At 43.7% G+C, this 20550-nt stretch carries 16 protein-coding genes; 8 read left to right on the top strand and 8 right to left on the bottom strand.

The window, feature by feature from the left end; all coding sequences use genetic code 11:
* The first annotated feature begins 469 nt into the window (after positions 1–469).
* Genes LSG31_RS22985 through LSG31_RS22970 form a run of 4 tightly spaced genes read left to right on the top strand, consistent with a single transcriptional unit; the run spans position 470 to position 5078 of the window.
* Positions 470–1489: an ABC transporter substrate-binding protein gene (locus LSG31_RS22985; protein ID WP_347437363.1), complete on the top strand. Its 1020-nt coding sequence runs from the start codon at positions 470–472 to the stop codon at positions 1487–1489.
* A gap of 55 nt (positions 1490–1544) precedes the next feature.
* The gene (locus LSG31_RS22980; RefSeq protein WP_347437362.1) at positions 1545–3083 is read left to right on the top strand and encodes a sugar ABC transporter ATP-binding protein; all 1539 of its coding nucleotides are present in this window, start codon (positions 1545–1547) and stop codon (positions 3081–3083) included.
* Complete coding sequence (locus tag LSG31_RS22975; protein ID WP_347437361.1) at positions 3076–4041, top strand: ABC transporter permease; 966 nt, start codon at positions 3076–3078, stop codon at positions 4039–4041. The genes LSG31_RS22980 and LSG31_RS22975 overlap by 8 nt, the downstream gene beginning before the upstream one ends.
* Positions 4041–5078 (top strand): ABC transporter permease, encoded by a 1038-nt coding sequence (locus LSG31_RS22970; RefSeq protein WP_347437360.1) that lies wholly within the window; start codon positions 4041–4043, stop codon positions 5076–5078. The genes LSG31_RS22975 and LSG31_RS22970 overlap by 1 nt, the downstream gene beginning before the upstream one ends.
* A 284-nt stretch (positions 5079–5362) precedes the next feature.
* On the opposite strand, the gene LSG31_RS22965 is transcribed toward LSG31_RS22970, so the two are convergent.
* The 5 genes from LSG31_RS22965 to LSG31_RS22945 form a co-directional block, all read right to left on the bottom strand.
* Complete coding sequence (locus tag LSG31_RS22965) at positions 5363–7141, bottom strand: glycoside hydrolase family 2 protein (protein ID WP_347437359.1); 1779 nt, start codon at positions 7139–7141, stop codon at positions 5363–5365.
* Positions 7142–7159: 18 nt separating this feature from the next.
* On the bottom strand, positions 7160–7990 hold the full coding sequence (locus LSG31_RS22960; protein ID WP_347437358.1) for a carbohydrate ABC transporter permease: 831 nt from the start codon (positions 7988–7990) through the stop codon (positions 7160–7162).
* Positions 7991–7997: 7 nt separating this feature from the next.
* Entirely contained in the window at positions 7998–8879 is an 882-nt protein-coding gene (locus LSG31_RS22955; protein ID WP_347437357.1) for a carbohydrate ABC transporter permease, read from the bottom strand.
* A gap of 107 nt (positions 8880–8986) precedes the next feature.
* Complete coding sequence (locus tag LSG31_RS22950) at positions 8987–10240, bottom strand: ABC transporter substrate-binding protein (protein WP_347437356.1); 1254 nt, start codon at positions 10238–10240, stop codon at positions 8987–8989.
* A 146-nt stretch (positions 10241–10386) separates the two neighbouring features.
* Positions 10387–11316, bottom strand: a complete 930-nt coding sequence (locus LSG31_RS22945; protein ID WP_347437355.1) for an ArsR/SmtB family transcription factor — start codon at positions 11314–11316, stop codon at positions 10387–10389.
* A 434-nt stretch (positions 11317–11750) separates the two neighbouring features.
* On the opposite strand from LSG31_RS22945, the gene LSG31_RS22940 reads away from it, so the two are divergent.
* Genes LSG31_RS22940 through LSG31_RS22930 form a run of 3 tightly spaced genes read left to right on the top strand, consistent with a single transcriptional unit; the run spans position 11751 to position 14819 of the window.
* A complete protein-coding gene (locus tag LSG31_RS22940) occupies positions 11751–12800 on the top strand; it encodes an aldose epimerase family protein (RefSeq protein ID WP_347437354.1) in 1050 nt (349 codons plus the stop codon).
* A gap of 41 nt (positions 12801–12841) precedes the next feature.
* Positions 12842–13957, top strand: a complete 1116-nt coding sequence (menC, locus tag LSG31_RS22935; protein ID WP_347437353.1) for an o-succinylbenzoate synthase — start codon at positions 12842–12844, stop codon at positions 13955–13957.
* Positions 13958–13976: 19 nt separating this feature from the next.
* A complete protein-coding gene (locus LSG31_RS22930) occupies positions 13977–14819 on the top strand; it encodes a GNAT family N-acetyltransferase (RefSeq protein WP_347437352.1) in 843 nt (280 codons plus the stop codon).
* Between the two features lie 132 nt (positions 14820–14951).
* On the opposite strand, the gene asnB is transcribed toward LSG31_RS22930, so the two are convergent.
* The 3 genes from asnB to LSG31_RS22915 form a co-directional block, all read right to left on the bottom strand.
* Positions 14952–16796 carry an asparagine synthase (glutamine-hydrolyzing) gene (gene asnB / locus LSG31_RS22925; protein ID WP_347437351.1) on the bottom strand — a complete coding sequence of 615 codons (1845 nt, stop codon included), beginning with the start codon at positions 16794–16796 and terminating at the stop codon, positions 14952–14954.
* Positions 16797–16935: 139 nt separating this feature from the next.
* A complete protein-coding gene (locus LSG31_RS22920) occupies positions 16936–17112 on the bottom strand; it encodes a hypothetical protein (RefSeq protein ID WP_347437350.1) in 177 nt (58 codons plus the stop codon).
* A 33-nt stretch (positions 17113–17145) separates the two neighbouring features.
* On the bottom strand, positions 17146–17334 hold the full coding sequence (locus tag LSG31_RS22915) for a hypothetical protein (RefSeq protein ID WP_347437349.1): 189 nt from the start codon (positions 17332–17334) through the stop codon (positions 17146–17148).
* A 394-nt stretch (positions 17335–17728) separates the two neighbouring features.
* Between LSG31_RS22915 and acnA the strand changes: the two genes are divergently transcribed.
* Entirely contained in the window at positions 17729–20449 is a 2721-nt protein-coding gene (gene acnA / locus LSG31_RS22910; protein ID WP_347437348.1) for an aconitate hydratase AcnA, read from the top strand.
* Positions 20450–20550: the final 101 nt, after the last annotated feature.

The raw sequence follows: 20550 nt of genomic DNA, 5'->3' as shown, positions 1-20550 counted from the left end.
TTCAGTAACTATGGTATACAAATTTGAACGTGTCTGATCATGATGAAGTTAAAGTATTAGACAGTATTGACTAAATGAATTTAAAGTTGCGTAGTGGGGTTGAGTTTAACTTGACTTAGCCCTCACAACGTATACAAGGACAGATGCTTGCGTAATTATTTGTTTATTCATTGGTTTTTAAGTAATTGTATTTTCACGAAGCCAAGAATTTGAAGAATCCCCTATACTAATAAACAATCAACGTGTTATCTGGGATTATGCCTTAAATAATTTTGAAATCGGTTGCAATAGTGCTAAAACGAATGACTAATTGAGCCGACATGTGAGAATGTAGTTTGGGAATAATGAAAGGTGGTGTTCAGGATCTCTGAAATCGCTTACTATACAATTCAACAATTAAGGTGGTCAAATTTATTGTAATCTTGGTAGATTACAAGTTTAATGGAAAAAAGAGAGGGGAAATATGGAAATGAATAAGACTAAAAGATTATTTACATTTATGTTGATACCAGTAATGACGATGTTCACCGTTGCCTGTGGTGCTACTGGTGGGAGTCAGGCGACTCAGTCTAACGCAACATCAAGTGGAACTACGAGCAAACTTACACTTCAAAATGCGGTCGTTGGTTTTTCACAGTCACAGAGCGAAATTAATCCGTTTCGTGCGGTTGAAACACAATCTATTAAGAGTGAAGCTCAAAAATTGGGTGTTAAAAAGTTATTTGTTACGAATGCACAGGGGGATGTCTCTAAGCAAGTATCTGATGTGGAGGATATGATAGCACAGGGTGTAAACATTTTAATTATTACACCGGAGAGTTTTAATGGATTGACCCCTGCTTTAAACGCTGCCAAATCTCATCATATTCCTGTATTTCTTATCGATAGCATGTCTTCCGGAAAAGCCGGTGTTGATTATGTAACTTTCTTGGGGTCAGACTTCTATAAGCAAGCGCAAAGAGCGGCAGATGGACTTGTTCAGGCAACGGGAGGAAATGCTAATATTGCCGTCTTAACGGGGCCTTCTGGAGATTTTGTTACTACACAACGAACAAACGGATTTACAGATTACATGAAGAAACATCCAGGTATGAAAATTGTGGCTACACAACCGGCTAATTTTATTCAATCTAAAGCACAAGATGTCATGCAACAAATGTTATTAGCTAATCCGAACATTAATGCAGTTTATGCAGAAAATGATACTATGGCTTTAGGAGCGATTTCTGCCATACAAGCTGCGGGTAAAACTCCTGGTAAAGATGTAAAAATTGTATCCATTGATGGCATTAAGCAAGTGGTAAAAGATGTTGTATCAGGCCAGGTATATGCAGATGTTGAAACCAATCCGCGGTTTGGTCCACTTGTTTTTGATGCTATTAAGAAATACTTAGCTGGCGAATCTCTACCAGCACAAATAGTAAGTGATGATCAACTGTATACCAAAGCGAATGCTCAAAAAGCTTTAGATGATGGTCAAGCATATTAATTACATTTTTTAAGAAAAATCAAAGGCTCGGTGTTTAGGATACGGGGGTGTATATATGGCTCAAATGAAACATATTCTCCAAATGAATAACGTAACGAAGAGATTTCCAGGAGTCCTAGCACTCGATAATGCAACTTTTTCCCTCCAGCCGGGCGAAGTACACGCATTGATAGGTGAGAATGGTGCAGGGAAATCGACCCTTATAAAGATATTGACTGGTGTTTATCAACCAGATTCCGGACAGATAATATACGATGGAAAACAGGTTATGTTTAATACTCCGGGCGATGCTCAGAAAGCTGGTATAAGTACCATTTATCAAGAGGTGAATTTAATTCCACTTTTCAGTGTTGCCCAAAATATTTTTCTCGGACGTGAGCCCCGCTCACGTCTGGGATTAATTGACTTCAAACGAATGAATCAAGAAGCGGCTACAATTCTTGAACGGTTAGGAATCTACGTTGATTTAACCCAGCCTATAAAAAATCTAGGTTTAGGAGTTCAACAAATGGTGGCTATCGCAAGAGCTGTGTCAGTCAATGCACGTGTTGTTATTATGGATGAACCGACTTCATCTCTTGACGCCCAGGAAGTATCAGTTCTTTTCCGGGTTGTAAATCAGCTACGTGAACAAGGAATAGGCATCATATTTGTAAGTCATAGACTTGACGAACTTTATGAGATTTGTGAGACAATCACCGTAATGCGTGACGGGAAAGTGGTTCGAACAGGTAGAATACGGGACATACCTAAGGTTGAACTCATTTCTCTAATGTTAGGTCGTGAACTTATTGAGACTAAACATGATGTTTCAAAATCCAAATCAAGTGAATGTCGAACGAGTCAGCCAGTTTTATCCGTGCGCGGATTAAAAAGGGAGAATGTACTAAATGATGTTTCATTTGATGTGCATCCAGGAGAAGTACTTGGGTTAGCTGGGCTGTTAGGCTCAGGAAGAACTGAAACAGTGAAAGCGATTTTTGGCGCAGATCCTGTAGACTCGGGAACGATTGAAGTGAGCGGAATAGAAACAAAAATGCGGTCGCCCGCCTCGGCGATTAAATATGGTATCGCCTTGTTAAGTGAAGATCGTAAATCAGAAGGAATTCTTCCAAATCTATCGATTCGAGAAAATATTATTGCCGCTGTACGTCCTCATTTAGCTAAGGGTGGCTTAGTTTCAAAAGATAAAGAAGATGAAATCGTCGAAATGTTCATAAAAAGATTAAATATTAAAGCATCAAGCCCTGAACAGCCTGTTCGTGAGTTATCAGGAGGGAATCAACAAAAGGTTTTACTAGCACGTTGGCTAGCTATTAATCCAAAACTCTTAATTCTTGATGATCCCACCCGGGGTATAGACGTTGGTGCAAAGGCAGAGGTTCAAAAACTTATTCAGAACTTGGCAAAACAACAATTTGGGATTATTCTTATCTCTTCCGATACAGATGAGGTTTTGGATGGATCGGATCGATTGGTTGTTTTGAGAGAAGGAACAACTATTGGGGAAGCGGATAGCGATTCTATTACAGAAGGTGATTTGATGAACATGCTAGCTGGGAGTGTACAGACGGGGGTGGCGAGTAATGAATAATATAGCTGCGCAGTCCCCATCACGGCAAGGGGCAGTAATAATTGATTGGATACAACATCAAGGTGTCTACATTGCATTCGGGTTATTGCTTCTGATTAACCTAATATTTACCCCTCACTTTGCTTCGATGAACTCCTTGATAACACAGGTTATAGAAGTTGTACCTGTTCTCATTGTTTCTCTTGGGATGGCTTTGGTTATTGGTACAGAAGGAATTGATCTTTCTGTCGGTGCAATAATGGGATTAACTTCAGCTGTTGTGTCTATGAGCATTGGATTAGGCTGGTTGACGGCGATATTAATCTCTTTAGTTGTCGGTGCCCTGTGCGGACTATTTAGTGGTGCGGTGATTGCATTTACTGGAGTACAGCCTATAATCGTAACACTTGGTCTTCTAGTTGGTTTACGGGGATTAGGCCAAATGCTTGTAGGTGGTCAGCAGGTTAAAATTACAAACATGATTTTTCTGGGCTTAGGACAACATAAAGTACTCGGCGTTCCTGAACAAACATTTATTGCAGTTTTTTGCATTGCAATTATTTGGTTTTTGCTTAAACGTACTACATTTGGTAAATACGTTATTGCAATTGGTAGTAATCGTAAAGCAAGTTTCCTCGTTGGATACCCAATCCGTAGTACTTTACTGTTAGTGTATATTATTAGTGGTGTGCTATCAGCTTGCGCAGGCGTTATCGAAACAGCAAGAGTGTCTTTTAGTGATCCATCAAATATTGGGCTTTTAATGGAATTAAATGCAATAACGGCCGTAGTTGTTGGTGGTACGCCTTTAACAGGTGGACGTATTCGATTACTAGGTACAATTATTGGTGCTCTTATCATGCAGTTACTTGATTCTACCTTTATTATGAATAACCTTCCAAATACGTGGGCGGAAATTATGGAGGCTATCATTATTCTACTCGCTGTATACATTCAAAGAGGGAGGGGATCCAACTGATGTCTACTCAGATTGAGAAAACTCTTGGGAACTTTAGGCAAACAGCATCGATGTCTGCAAGAGGACATGAACGTATTTTGGGAATGATACAAAAACGTGGTGCAATTGCTATTCTTGTTTTAGTTATAATTATAGCCTCATTTTCATTTCCGGGATTTTTTTCAGTAACGAATTTAGAAACAATTTTCTTACAGAGTTCTTTTCTAGGATTAATTGTGGTTGGTCAGACCCTTGTAATTATTACAGGTGGTATTGATCTCACGGTTGGATCCCTAGTGGCATTTTCCTCAGTTGCTGCTGCACTTTTAGTGCCTGTTTCCTGGTCGTTAGGAATCATTGTACCGATTTTACTTGGTGCAATCATTGGGATGATTAATGGATTTCTTATTGCAAAGGCCAGAATGGCGCCGTTTATTGTTACGCTTGCTGGATTGCTTGGTGTGAGTGGTCTTGCACTTGCTTTATCCAATCAGCAGGATATTTCGATTAATTCTACTACGTTTTCCTGGATAGGGCAGGGACTAATTGGTGACATTGGTGTTCCAGTATTTTTTATGGTGGCAGCCTATTTAATTGGTGCTGTTGTATTAAATTATACTAAATTCGGACATGCTATTTTTGCAATTGGTGGAAATGAAGAGTCAGCTAGATTAATGGGAGTTTCCGTGAATCGTGTTAAAATTATCACTTATACCATTAGTGGTGCTTTAGCTTCACTGGCTGGTGTTTTACTTGCATCGGAGTTGTCTGCTGGCCAACCCACATTAGGCACTGGTTGGGAGTTAAATTCAATTTCTGCTGTTGTCGTTGGTGGAACATTGCTTACCGGTGGCTCTGGTACAATAAGTGGCTCTTTTGCAGGAGTTCTATTACTTGGTGTTTTACAAGACATAATCAATCAGGCTGGAAATTTGGGTACTTATGCTCAGCAGGTGCTAAGCGGAGCGTTCATAGTTGCTGTCGTTTTACTTCAAGCTTATCTCACACGAAAGCGTAGGAGGAAAGGAAAGTTGACAACGTCGAAATATAACATTTAAGGATTCAAAATGGGAGAAGCCTAAAATACCATCAAATCTGGATCACAAGAAATAATCGATCAACCAAGTATTTCTATTATTTGTATGATGAGCATGGTTCCAGGTGAGAGATTTGTCTATTTTAAATGAAAGTTTTAAATTTTAGGTCTTGGTACTCGTAAATCTGTTAAGCATCTCTAAAAAGCAAGCAGCCGTACATGAAAAGTTTGATTTAACCTTTCAAATTCGGCTGCTCGCATCGCATTTTTTTATTGTGCAATTTTCTAGTTCATCCGATTGTCCAATTATTTCACACGATCATTAATTTCTTTTATTTTTGCCAGATCGCATTTTGGTTTGCGGTCATACGTCAAAAGCCCGTTAATTTCTTGTTCCACGTCTGTCAATTGCGTGTAGCAGAAGCCTTGCAGCACAGGGCTTTCGAATAACGCTTCCGTAACGGCACGATAAGCTTCCACCAATTCTTCTGCGGAATTCACGGCAGAGTAGCCCCAGCCGTTTGTTTGATCGACTTGATAGGCGATTCCGCCATATTCGGTGATGAGGATAGGTTCCCCACGATAGGCATACCCTTGTGCGTAAATCATGCGTCCGGCAGGTGTTGTAGAAATCGAAGAGTCTATTGATTTATAGGCTTGCTTCATTTTTTCGGCATCTTGATAGTTGTGAATGGTACATAAATCTGAAAATGTATGTTCCCAGCCGTCATTTGACATCACCAACCGCGTCGTATCCAGGGATTTTGTCAGATAGTACAGGGCTGTTGCGTGACTTTGCTGCCTTGGATCGAGGAGAATGCGCGATACCCCCCAACTTTCGTTAATGGGAACCCAAGCTACGAGTGAAGGATGGTTGTAATCCCGCTCTACAACTTCGATCCATTCTGTCGTCAAACGGCGAATGGCGTCTTCACTAAACTCCACGCAATTGGCCATTTCTCCCCAGACTAAGAATCCAAGCCGGTCTGCCCAGTATAGATATCGCGGATCTTCTACCTTTTGATGCTTGCGTGCGCCGTTGAATCCCATTTCCTTGGCCAATTCAATATCCCTTTTTAAATCATCATCCGATGGGGCAGTTAATAGACCGTCCGGAAAATACCCTTGATCCAACACAAGTTTCATATAGTATGGTTTGTTGTTTAACAGAATTTGACCGTTTTCCACAGAGATTTTCCGCATGCCGAAGTAACTTTCCACTTCATCCAGTACACGATCGTCATTGCGCAATTGAAATACCACGCGAAACAGATTCGGAGCTTCCGGCGACCAATACCAGCCAGGTCCATGTGCGTTGCTGCGATCGATACGCCGATTACGGAGATGATATGTTTGTTTCGTATATGGTTCAAGAACTGTGGAATGGTTTGCAACTATCAATTGATCTTGAAAATAAATCAGCGTTTCCAATGTAAGCCGACTTGCCGAAGACGCAACTGGACGAATCGGCAAACGTACATTGCATTCGACGGTGATATCTCCAGTGTCAATATCCGGGGTGAATTTCACCTGATCAATCCTGCAGGACTCTACAGGTTCCAGCCAAACGGTTTGCCAAATGCCGGAGGTCCTTGTATAAAAAATCGATTCCGATTGCTCATGCCAATATTGCTTTCCGCGTGGAATTGTCTCATCAGTTGAAGGGTCCTCTACCCGAACGGCAACCTCATTCCCGTCCTTTTTCAACAAGTCTGTAATATTTGCATGAAACGGCACATTGCCACCTTCGTGATACTTTACAAGTTGACCGTTTACATACACCCAAGCACGATAGTCCACCGCGCCAAAGTGCAAAAGAATTTCTTTGCCATTCCAAGCGCCAGGAACATTAATTGAACGTTTGTACCAAATCACATCGTGAAATGTAGGATCAAAAATCCCGCTGAGTTTCGTCTGATAAGCAAAAGGGACTTGGATTTCTAAAGCATTCGGGAATTGCAGATACCATTTTTCTTGAATCCCGATATTTTGATCGTCAAACGCAAAATCCCAGCTTCCGTTTAAATTCAACCACTCTTTACGCTGAAACTGCGGACGGGGATATTCATTTCTAGGCTGATTCATGGTTTCTTCCTCCTGCTCCTACTTGATTCCTGATTGTGTAACACCTTTAATAAAATACTTTTGTCCGATGAGAAATACGATCATAATCGGTACTGTTGCAATGCTTGTCAATGCCATCAATTTTCCGAATGAGGAGACAAATGTCCCTTGCTGCATAATCGCAATTCCGGTTGAAATGGTTCGCATGTCCGGGGAACTTGTAGCGACAAGCGGCCATAGAAAGTCATTGTAAATGCTCATAAATGTAAAAATTGCCAATGTCCACAGCATCGGTTTTGCCGAAGGAAGAGCAATTTTCAAGAAGATTTGCCACTTGTTCGCACCATCCAAATGGCCCGCCTCTTCCAATTCATTGGGAAATGAACGGAAAAACTGGTACATCAAAAATACGCCAAATGCATTCCCTGTATATGGCAAGATGAGAGCGGCATATGAATTCAACAAATTAAAATCGCTAAATTCCATATACATCGGCAAGAACGTAACCACCCATGGGATCATAAGTGTACTAATGAAAATTGGAAATAAGAATTTTTTGAACGGCACATCCAAGCGTGCCAATCCATATGCCGCCATTGCATCGACGGCGACAACCAGAATCGTACCGGCTACTCCCACAAACACCGAGTTGAAAATCCAGCGCAGGACCGGAACGTCCGAATTGTCGCCTGACAAGGAATACGTATAGTTTTTAAACGTAAATTGTTGCGGAATCCAGTGGATATTGGCGGAGATCGCCTCAAAATCATTTTTAAAAGAGGTAGATAACATCCACAGCAAAGGAAGTAAAAACAGCACCGCAATAGCAATGGCGATTACGATCAGAAGACCTTTTTTCGTGTTGTTCACCTGTCATCTACTCCTTCTTTAGATTTGTTGCTTTGAATTGAATAATCGAAATAATGATCATAATCAAAGACATCAGAATTGCCATGGCTGAGGCAGACCCTAACTGTCTGTCTTGAAATGCTGTGTCAACAATATTCATCAATAAAACTTTTGTGGCAACGCCAGGACCTCCCCGTGTCATTAAAAATGGTTGGCCATACACGTTGAAAGAAGCAATTGTTGACGTGATTACCACAAAGATTAGAATCGGCTTTATTGCGGGAAGCGTAATGTGAATCAACTTTTGCCAACTGTTCGCCCCATCCAAAGAAGCTGCTTCATACATGTCTTCCGGTACATCATTCAGGGCATTAATAAAAATGATCATATTAAAACCGATGGTCCACCAGATCGTGGCAAGAACCAGAGCTACCCATGCATAGGGCAATTCCGTTAACCAAGGAATTGGTTTGTGCAAAAGCAAGTTCAGCAAGCCGCTATTTGTGTCAAGAATCCACAGCCAAATGACGGCTACGACAGAAACGGAGATTGCATACGGTAAAAAGTAAATGGTTCGAAACAATCCTTGGATCCGTTTTGGCAAAGCGTTTACCAGCAACGCAAACAAAAGTCCCAGAATCACCAACAAGGGTACGGAGTAGATGACGAATTGGATCGTACTCCACATTCCCTGGAAAAACTTCTTGTGAATGTTTGTAGAAGAAGTAAAGATATCCACATAGTTTTGCAATCCGACGAACTTGTGATTGGCAGCCAACAAATCCCAATTGTGAAAACTAATCCAAATCCCGTACAGGATCGGAACAAGCAAAAAAACAACAAACAAAAACAAATATGGGAGGACAAATAAGCTGGAAGTAAATTGTGACTTCCAATGTTTCTTTTTCAACGTTATTCCTCCGATCCTTCAAAGCATATAGTTTATAAGGCGCGGGCAGGTCTTCTGGAACCCGCCCGGATGTACTTTCGTCGATCTGTTCACTAGCAAATGGATCTTTATTTGCCCATGGCTTGCCGGGATTCTTTCGCTGCATCATCCAAAGCTTGCTGCGGGCTTTTTTGACCCAAGAGCGCCATGTTGATTTCCTTCCAAAGTGGATCGGAGATGCTTCCCCAGTTTGCTACTTTTGGTGAAAATTGAACATAATCAAATTCTTTTGCCACGATCGGTTGTTGTGTCAACTTTTTAAATGCTTCGGTTGCGCGGACCTTGTTGGAGGCCACGGCTTGGCCGGATTTTGCCCAATCAATCGAATTTGCAGTTGCGAATTTCAGGAAATCGGCAATTCCAGCCAGCTTGGTTTTATCTGTTTCCGCTTTTGGCACGACAAAGTTATGACCGTTTCCAAATACCGCTTGTTTCACCGTTCCAAGTTGAGGGACAGGTGCCACGCCGTAATTGATGTGTGCCTTATCCCATTGGTCTTTCATCCATGGACCGTTCAAGTCGATCGCGTTTTTTCCTTGCAGGAACAATGTAATTTCGCCGTCTTGTTGCACATTTGCCGGAGAATAGTGTTTGTCGATCAAGCTTTTCATAAATTGCAAAGCTTCAACGCCAGCTTTGCTGTTGTAGGCAATGTGGCCTTGATTGTCCATCAATTGACCGCCATTCTGAAATAATATGGTTGGAAAAATGAATTGTTGCGGCCAAAGTGTCGGGACAACGTAACCATATTGACCTTTTGATGGAACTGTCAATTTTTTCACATCATCCAAAAATTCCTGGCGATTTGTCGGGGGATTCGTGATTCCGGCAGCTTTGAACAAATCTTTGTTGTAATACATGATAAGCGGATGGATATCGAGCGGCATTGCGTACAACTTCCCGTTAAATGTGTCATAATTCCAAGAAGCTTTCGCATAATCATCTTTGGTAATTCCAGCTTTCTGCGCCAGTTGGTCAACCGGTTGCAACAAACCTTTTGAAACGTATGTCGGGATTTGGTCAAGATGCATAATTAATAAATCAGGGCGTGTTTTCTGTCCGTTAAACGCCAAATCGACCGTTTTATAATAGTCATTTTGCGGTACAATTTGCAGTTTTACATCGTATTTGCTTTGCGATTTGTCGTATTTATCGACCAAAGATTTCATGAATGGACCGTCGGGACCAGAGAAAGGCGCCCAGAATGTAATAGCAGTTTTTCCACTGTCAGATCCTGACGAAGCACTTCCACAACCTGTGAGCACAAGTCCTGCGATGAGTGATGTTGATACAGCAATACCAGCTAATTTTGAAGCTTTCATTTGATTGACCTCCCTATCATTATGAATGGTTGATTTATACTTCAATAAAATATGAATTAAATCCATATTTATTGGAATAATGAATAAAAAATTTTGGGTATGAAATACCCGAAAGAAAATCTGGCAAAATCCATTGCAAACAATGATCAATCCATTTTGCTTTCGTAAAATTGTTTAAGAATGATGTCTTGCCCGTAATTGCCGAATAACCGTCCAAACAGATTCACGCCGCCGCAATTGACTGCATCTTCTTTGACGCCAATGCGCAGTGTGATATAAGAAGAGCCATCAATCTCCAGATCCTGAATCGTCGTGTCTGACAGTGGATTGCCATCAATATAGGTGCCGTCATTGCTGACACTCCATTTTTTTAACAGCCCATATTGTGAACTGTCGATATCCCACCATGTGGGTGTGAGATGGCCGCGTGTTCCGCCAAAATCACCGGGACTCATCCATGTTCCGATTTCTTTGCTATTGATCCACATCGTGATATCGGATGGCCAATCATTCTTGTGCAAAGGGGCTTCCGAACAGATTTCCAACGAAACTTCAAGCTTTTTTGCTTTGGAATCAAAAGGAATTTTGTTTGGAAACCGGTATTCCACGTATCCGTTCCGAAACCACAGCAATTGTGCATTCACATGTTCCGGTTCATAAAACGTGCGAGGATCATCAAGCATTCCGATTATGGCTTCTGCACTTAACAGGCCGCAGGTAGGAGTTACATGGCAATCGACATACAATCCGATTGGCATCTGTGTAACGATTACATTTTCTTCATTTGTTTCTTTGCTGCGACTCGTTTCAATTACAATTTTATCGTACACGGCGGAACATACTTTCTGAGATCCCCTCGCGCCCGGCAACAATTCGGATCTTACCAAACCTGCCTCCTCCAACTTTTGAATGTTGACTGCAACACTGGAAGTTGGCATGTTTAAATGTTCGCTGATTTCATTAATATTCATCGGTTGATGAAGCAATAGTTGAAAAAGTTCAATCCGAATCGGGTTTGATAAGGCTTTTGCAATTTTTGAATAATCTTTGATGTTTACAGTTAGGACGCGATGCATGCAATCCTCCCTTTAACTAAATGATTTAATAAATTTTGATTTAATTCATATTTTTATATATCAATCGCTTTCATGTTATCACCATTTGAAACCGCTGTCAACGGATGGGTGGTGATATCCCATATGCGATGTGGCTTTATCCCAAATGTTTAAGGAATTGAAAAGATATTTACTGGAATCAAAACATTATAAAAATTCAAGTTGTATATATTACTTAAACACAATTAAAATACTAGGAGAGGATGTTCAAAAAATAGTAATAACTTACCTTTTTGAACATGAACTTTGAATATGCACAAGTATTTTTTAGTAAAATTCATTCCGGGAAATGTTTGAGCAAGCGAACACATGGATTGCCGCTTTATACAGATTTTGGCATGAACATGTGTTGCCATGAAACTATGTTGCTATGAAAATGTGGAGGATGAAACAGGATGAAAGTAGAACAAAAGCCATTTGGCACTCTTGATGGACAACGCATACAAGCATATACCATCCGCAATGATCATCATTTGGAAATCACCTGCTTAAACTATGGCTGTGTCATCACCAAGATCCTGACACCGGATCGAACTGGCAATTTTGAAAATATCGTGTTAGGGTTTGCAGACATCGAAAGCTACGAAACTGAGTCTCCGTACTTTGGCGCAGTGATTGGCAGGGTCGCAGGAAGAATCAAAGATGGACAATTTGAGCTCGACGGCAAAAGCTATACAGTAACCAAAAATGAAAATGGAAATCATCTGCATGGCGGGCGGAAAGGGTTCCACCGCGTCGTGTGGGACGCTGCGGTGATCGACAAGGGAGGCGATGAAACAGGCGTGCGATTTGCCTATACAAGCCCGAATGGTGAGGAAGGATATCCGGGAACCGTTATGCTGACTGTTTCGTATACATTAAACAACAACAACGAGTTTCTGATTCATTATCAAGCGCAATCCTACCAAACAACACTGTTAAATATGACGAACCATTCCTATTTTAACTTAAGCGGCAATTTGCAACGGGATGTATTGCAACATCGATTAAAAATCGACAGCGACAAGTTTTTGGAATTAAATGAACAGTTATTGCCGACCGGCAAATTGCTGGATGTGTCCGGAACCGTTTTTGATCTGAGATCTGGCAGGCAGATTCAGGAAGGGGTATGTTCCGATCACCCACAAATTGAATTGGCGGGACGCGGCTATGATCATCCATTCCTTTTAAACAAGAACCACGATCGGGAAATTGTATTGTGGGAGGAAGAAAGCGGCCGCACGCTTACAATCGAAACAGATGCTGTTGGCGTTGTCCTGTATACAGGCAACCAATTGTCCGAGACCATGGATGTTCATGGCGTGAAGTCGAAAAAGTATTTAGGGCTTTGTTTGGAAACACAGGGTCTGCCGGATGCGATTCATCACTCGAATTTTCCGTCTTTTGTACTTGAAAAGGATGAAACATTCTCTTCCAGAACCAAATATACTTTTGGCATCGCATAGGAGAGGGAATGGCTATCGATTGATTGAAAGGAGAAGAAACGATGCGCATCGAACGAATCGAATTGCAGTTGCTGAAAATGCCGCTGAAGTCGCCTTTTACGACAAGCTTCGGCAGTCTTTGGGAAAAGCATTTTATCCTTGTAAGCGCACACGGGGAAGGCGTGACAGGGTATGGAGAAAGTACAGCCATGCCTTTTCCGTTTTATAATGAAGAAACAACAGACACCGTTTGGTACATGCTGGAGAATTTTTTGATCCCGGCGCTGCGCCATGTTGAACTTTTCCATCCCGATGAACTGGAGCCTGTATTTGCCAATATACGGCGCAATTTTATGGCGAAGGCGGCGCTGGAAGGAGCCATATGGGATTTGTACTGCAAACAGCAAGGGATCCCGCTGTCCCGTGCGCTGGGTGGAACGAAAACAGAAATTGCCGTCGGTGTCAGCATCGGCATTCAGCCGACGACAAAGCAATTATTGGAAACCGTCGAAAAGCATTTGGCTGAAGGCTATAAAAAAATCAAAATCAAGATCAAGCCGGGCTATGATGTGGAACCGATTCGAGCGATTCGCAAGCAATTCGGCGCGGATGTGCCCTTGATGGCTGATGCCAACTCGGCGTATTCACTGGACGATGTACCGTTATTGCAGCAATTGGACGAGTATGGATTGCTCATGATCGAACAGCCGCTGTCCCACGACGACATCATCGACCACGCCAGGCTGCAGGCACAATTGCAGACGCCGATCTGTCTTGATGAAAGCATTCATACGGTGGCGGATGCGAGAAAAGCGGTGGAACTTTGCAGTTGCAAAATCATCAATATCAAAATCGGCCGTGTGGGCGGACTTACGGCAGCCAAGCGCATTCATGATTATTGCCAAGAACAAAACGTTCCCGTATGGTGCGGCGGCATGCTGGAAGCCGGAGTCGGCCGCGCGCACAATATTGCCATCACATCGTTGAGCAATTTCAGCATACCGGGTGACACGTCCGCTTCCAATCGCTATTGGCAGGAAGATCTTGTGGAGCCGGCCATTGATTTTGTACGGCCCGGATACCTGGCAGTTCCGGGTCGGGCGGGCATCGGTTATACATTGCGGCCACAGGTCATTCAGAAATACCTGTTAAAAGAACAGAGTGCGACTCTCGCATAGGGGAAACGGAGGCACAATCTTGAATACGAATATTTCCTATCGAGTTGTAACAGATCTTGCCGCGATTTCTGATATTGTACATTTGCAGGAGCAGGTATGGGCAGCCAATGTTGTAACATCACTGCCCCAATTGGTTGCAGCCATTCATCATGGGGGTGTCGTGATCGGAGCATTCGCCGAAGATGTGGTTGTTGGCTTTTGTTATGGATTTCCCGGATTTCATAACGGCGAGATCTACCTGTTCTCGCATATGATGGGGATCGATCAGGCATACAGGGATCTCGGGATTGGCAGACAATTGAAATTTGAGCAGCGCACATGGGCGCTGACGCATGGGTATACGAAAATCCGCTGGACATTTGACCCTTTGGAAGCCCGCAATGCCTATCTGAATATCATGAAGCTGGGCGGCTATGTGGATACATATATCGAAGCATATTATGGGGAAATGAGCGATCCCATCAACAAAGGTTTGCCGACTGACCGTTTTCTTTTGGAATGGGACTTGCATGCAAAATCGGTCGAGCAAGCGGCGCAAGGACAGAGTCTTGCGGATCCGGCATGGAATTCCTATCCCTCATTGGTACACTTTGAACCTGCCCTTGGCGGGGTGTTTGCCAGGCCTTTGGGATTTTATCAAAAGGATTTCGCTCAAAGTTTGCAAGGAAATGAGGATGGCTTTTTGCTGCCCGTTCCTGTAAATATTCACTCGATCAAGCAGCAGCAACCGGAATTGGCGAAAGAATGGCGCTTCGCCTTGCGCCATGCCTGTACGGAAGCTTTTCAAAACGGCTGCCGAATCACAGGCATGCTGCGGCGGGAAGGGCCCGTACACGCATATGTTTTGCAAAGACAAACGTAAACAAGGAGAATAGAAACAGAAAGCAGCAGTCATTTAAACATCAATCACAGGAAAAAGGCGAATCGCCGGTTCAAAACTAAACCGTCAAGATTCGCCTTTTTTGCCTATTGTTGCCGCATTTCCCTTTGCAGACTAAACAACCTTTACTTTATACTCCCGCATCCATGTATCCACTTGCGCCAGGTATGCAAACAATGCAGGCACGTTCATAAGCTGCCCAAACCAGGGAAAATCCAGTTCTCCATAACTTAGTTCCATAATATTGCGGATTTCTTTTACATTAATAAATTCCAATACAGGTGAAGTCGGATCGTCGAGAATGCTGCGCAGCCACTCCCGGCAAGCAGCAAGATAGGACGGGTTGTGTGTCTTCGGATACGGGCTTTTGCGGCGATACAATACATCATCCGGCAAATGGCCCCGTAAAGCCCGGCGCAAAATCCCCTTTGCCTGTTGATCGACCGTTTTCATTTCCCAAGGAATATTCCATACGTATTCGACAAGACGGTGGTCGCAGAATGGAACGCGGACTTCCAACCCGCTGTACATGCTCATCCGATCCTTGCGATCAAGCAATGTCGGCATCCAACGTGTCAGGTTCAAGTAAAACATTTCACGTATACGGGCATCTTTTCCAGTCTCGCCTTCCAAACGCGGAACTTCTGCTAACGCTTCTTGATAGCGAGTTTGCACGTATTCTTCCGGTTTGGATTTTTTGATCACTTCCGGTGACAATAAGCGCACCCGGTCTTTTAAATTGCGGGACCAGGGGAAGATGGTCGCATGTAATGCATCCTCGCGGTGGAACCAAGGATATCCGCCGAACACTTCATCTGCACATTCTCCAGACAACGCGACAGTGGCTTCTTTTTTAATCTCCCGGCAGAATAACAATAGTGAGCTGTCCACATCGGTCATGCCCGGCAAATCACGAGCAAATACGGCCATTTTCAATGATTCGATCAATTCCGGCGTGTCAAACTTTATGTCGTGTTTCACCGTTCCCAAATACTCTGTGACTCTGTCGATAAATGGCGCATCCGGATTTGGCTGAAATTGATTTGGCTTAAAATGAATATCGTTATCGACATAGTCCACAGAGAAGGTATGCAGTGGTTCGGAGCCGATCCGTTGATAGTATTCGGCGGCCAGGGCGGTGATGGCGCTGGAATCCAGGCCCCCGGAAAGCAATGTGCAAATGGGCACATCGGATATCAACTGGCGTTCTACTGTATCCCGGAATAATTCTTTTACCTTCTCTGTCGTTGTTTCTACATCATCCGTATGCGGCAGGCTTTCCATAATCCAGTATTGCTCCGTTTTTACCCGATCCCGATTGTACATCATGAAGTAGCCCGGTTTTAGTTCGGATACGTTGCGAAAGACGCCATGGCCCGGTGTTCGGGAAGGACCGATGGAAAAAATCTCTGCCAATCCTTCTTCGTCGATCTCTGCCGGGATTTTCGGATGTGCCAGCATGGTTTTCAACTCGGAGCCAAAGATCAGGGAGCTGCCGCGAATGGAATAAAATAAAGGTTTGACACCGAGACGGTCCCGGCATAAGAACAATTGCTGGTCTCTTTCATTCCAAATGCCGAATGCGAAAATGCCGTTTAACCGATCCACACAAACGGGACCCCACTCAATAAATGCGGTCAACAACACTTCCGTATCGGAATGTCCACGAAATGTATGACCCAGCAACAATAGTTCTTTTCGAATGTCTTCTGTATTATAAAGTTCGCCATTGTATACAATGACATAGGTGTTGCCGCCAAATTGGCGGATCATCGGCTGTCGACCTCCTTCGATGTCGATAACAGCCAGACGACGGTGTGCAAGCGCACAAGTACGCGATGCCCAGAAACCCGATGCATCGGGGCCACGGTCTTTTAACGTATCCGCCATACGTTGTAAAATCGTTTCTTGTGTTGTAAGATCTGCATCCCAATCGATCCAGCCAGCAATTCCGCACATACAAAAACCCTCCCGCATGCAAGTGTTTGAGACAATCATGAACAATCAAGCCCAATTTTTGCCTAACATAGACTATGCAAAGGGAGGGAAATGTGCTATTTTCGAAAAAATATTGAAGGTTGCCTAAAAATATGGAAGGTTACCTTTGGGTCCTTTTTACATCCGTATGATGTGCATCATTTTTCTGCTGCTGCCACTGCTGACGTTCTTGTCCATTGGGCAACGCTTGCTTTGCATCAATTTCCTTGATTTCGTTTGCCAAAGTTTTCCGGTCGTCGATCGGCTTTTCCGGGGGATTATCGTTAAATGGCGCCAAACGAACACACACTCCTTCCATTGCAATTTTGTATTATTCCATTCTTTCTACATCGACTAATGCATTGCGATGAATCGGGGCGCCGAGAGGTTCAATTTGCTCGACAACCCCGCCACCTTCATCTTCCATGCGGCTCATGCCTTCCTCAATGTCCTCTTCGGGTGGTGATTGGTATTTCCACGATTCATTCGGGTCATCATAAGAACTCATGGAATCATTCATAAACGAACCTCCTCGTAATACGTTTCAAAATGAATTTGTCTTTTCTAGAAAATAGCTTGTATTTTTACGAAAGGATTTATGTACTTGAATTCCGATTGCCACAAACGGATCAAATCTGCTGAACATTGCAAACAGAGCCGATCCTGTCCAATCATCGACAAGTATTGTCAAGCATTGACGATATTTGCGATATATTAGATTTCAAGATATAGTAATATTGCATAAAATTTGGTTTACTATTCATTTTTTATTCTTTTTTCGTTTCATATAATGAAATACTCGTGCGTCTGATAAAACTTTTTTTATAAAACTGGGCATTTTTCGGATGCATTACGAAGGAAACATGGTATTATAAGAAAGGAAAATAAATCGTGTCGTAAAGTGAGGGGAAAACATGTCAGAAACGAGTCTTAAATCACAGGCACGTTCTGCGCTGCAAGTAGGCAATCAGTCCTACAGTTACTATGATCTCTTGAAATTGGAAAACCTCGGCGTAGGACCTGTCTCCAAACTTCCAATCTCCATCAAAATTCTGCTGGAATCTGTTGTAAGAAAAATGGATGGCCGTGTCATTACAGACGAACATGTAAAAAATCTGGCAAATTGGCAAGATACATCTTCCAATGAAGATGCGAAAGAAGTTCCGTTCATGCCTGCACGGATTATTCTGCAGGACTTCACCGGGGTGCCGGCTGTTGTTGACTTGGCTGCCATGCGCCAGGCAATGAAAGATCTCGGTGGAGATCCGAAAAAAATCAATCCTTTGATTCCCGTCGATTTGGTGATTGACCACTCGGTGCAAGTTGACAACTTTGGTTCCGATGACGCCATCAGCCGCAACGAGGATTTGGAATTCCAACGCAATGAAGAACGGTATAAGTTTTTGCACTGGGCAACGAAAGCGTTCGATAATTTCCGCGCGGTTCCGCCATCCACCGGTATCGTGCACCAAGTAAACCTGGAGTACCTGGCAACGGTTGTGCAACAGAAAAACGTTGACAGCGAAGTGGAAGTATATCCGGATTCCTTGGTCGGTACAGACTCCCATACAACCATGATCAACGGTTTGGGTGTTCTTGGCTGGGGTGTTGGCGGGATCGAGGCAGAAGCAGGAATGCTTGGACAACCTTTATACTTCATTACACCGCAAGTCGTCGGCTTCAAATTGACAGGACAATTGCCGGAAGGTTCGACAGCGACTGACTTGGCCTTAACGGTAACAAACATCTTGCGGAAAAAAGGCGTTGTCGGGAAATTTGTGGAATTCTACGGTTCCGGTTTAAGTTCCATCAGTCTTGCCGACCGTGCGACAATTGCCAACATGGCTCCTGAATACGGCGCTACCATGGGCTTCTTCCCGGTTGATGCAGAAACTCTTAACTATCTGCGCAATTCCGGACGCAGTGAAGAATTGATCGCATTGGTGGAAGCATATTGCAAAGCGCAAGGATTATTCCGTACAGATGAAATGGCAGATCCCGTATTCTCCGATTACGTGGAACTCGATCTTTCCACAGTCGTTCCGTCTCTCGCAGGTCCAAAGCGCCCGCAAGATCGGATCGAACTGACAAACATGAAGGAAACATTTGAAGGAGCGCTTACACGGTCCATCAAGGAAGGCGGCTTTGGCGTCAGTGCGGAAGACAGCAACAAAACGGTTGAAGTAAAGTTTGCAGACGGCGCGACGGCAGATTTGAAACACGGTTCTTTGACAATTGCCGCTATTACAAGCTGTACCAATACTTCCAACCCATCCGTTATGCTCGCTGCCGGCTTGCTTGCCAAAAAAGCGGTGGAACGCGGTTTGAAACGCAATCCGAACGTAAAAACAAGTCTCGGGCCTGGTTCTCGTGTAGTGACTGACTATCTTGAAAACGCCGGGGTACTCCCATACCTGGATCAACTCGGATTCAACGTTGTCGGCTATGGCTGTACCACCTGTATCGGCAACAGCGGTCCATTGATTCCGGAAGTGGAAGCGGCTGTCCGTGAAAACGGCATGGTCGTGGCATCCATCCTTTCCGGCAACCGGAACTTCGAAGGACGGATCCATCCGGCTGTTCGTGCCAATTATCTCGCATCACCACCGCTTGTCGTGGCATATGCAATTGCCGGTCGTGTCGATATTGATCCGATAAATGATCCATTTGGCTATGACAAAGACGGCCAGCCGGTCTATCTCCGCGATATCTGGCCAACGGCAAAAGAAGTTTCGGACGCCATCCAGGCAACAGTTACACCGGAGCTCTTTAAACAACGGTATAACAATGTTCTTGAGTCCAATGAGCGCTGGAATGCATTGCCAACTCCAGAAGGCGAAATTTATGAATGGGATCGTACATCCACATATATTCAGCAACCGCCATTCTTTACGAATTTGGCTCGTCAAGCGAAGCCGATCAACCCGATCGAACATGCTAATATATTGGCATTGCTTGGCGATTCTGTAACGACAGACCATATTTCACCGGCTGGTTCGATCGCACCTGGCAGTCCGGCAGGCAAATACCTGCAAGAACATGGTGTCGAGCCGCGCAACTTTAACTCCTATGGATCTCGCCGCGGGAACCATGAAGTCATGATGCGCGGTACGTTTGCCAACATCCGTATTCGCAATGAGGTAGCTCCTGGAACAGAAGGCGGCGTAACGACACATATCCCGACCGGGGACGTTGTTTCGATTTACGATGCGGCTATGCGGTATCAGGATGCCGGTCAATCCACAGTCGTTATCGCAGGCAAAGAATATGGAACAGGCAGCTCCCGCGACTGGGCGGCGAAAGGTACCAACCTGCTTGGAGCGAAAGCAGTGATTGCAGAAAGCTTTGAGCGGATCCATCGCAGCAACCTGGTTGGCATGGGTGTACTGCCATTGCAGTTCCAAAACGGCGACAGCTGGAAGTCTCTCGGCATTACGGGCACTGACAAAGTTGACATTCTAGGCCTCACTGACGACTTGAAACCACTGCAGACAGTGACTGTACGGGTGACTCGGGAAGATCAATCCCAATTTGAATTCCAAGCGACCGTTCGTCTTGACAGCCAAGTGGAAATTGACTACTACCGCTACGGTGGAATTCTGCAAATGGTGTTGTTAAACATCCTGTCTGAATAATATAAGTCGGATTCGTATAAAAAACGAATCAGATCACTCTGTTCAAAAAGGGTCAGGCAATGTCTTGCACCCTTTTTGGACGATTTTTTATATTTCTAAAT

This window comes from Fodinisporobacter ferrooxydans, assembly GCF_022818495.1.
GTDB classification, from domain to species: Bacteria; Bacillota; Bacilli; order Tumebacillales; family MYW30-H2; genus Fodinisporobacter; species Fodinisporobacter ferrooxydans.
Note: the sequence above shows the minus strand (reverse complement) of the source record. Positions and strands in the feature narration are given on the sequence as shown.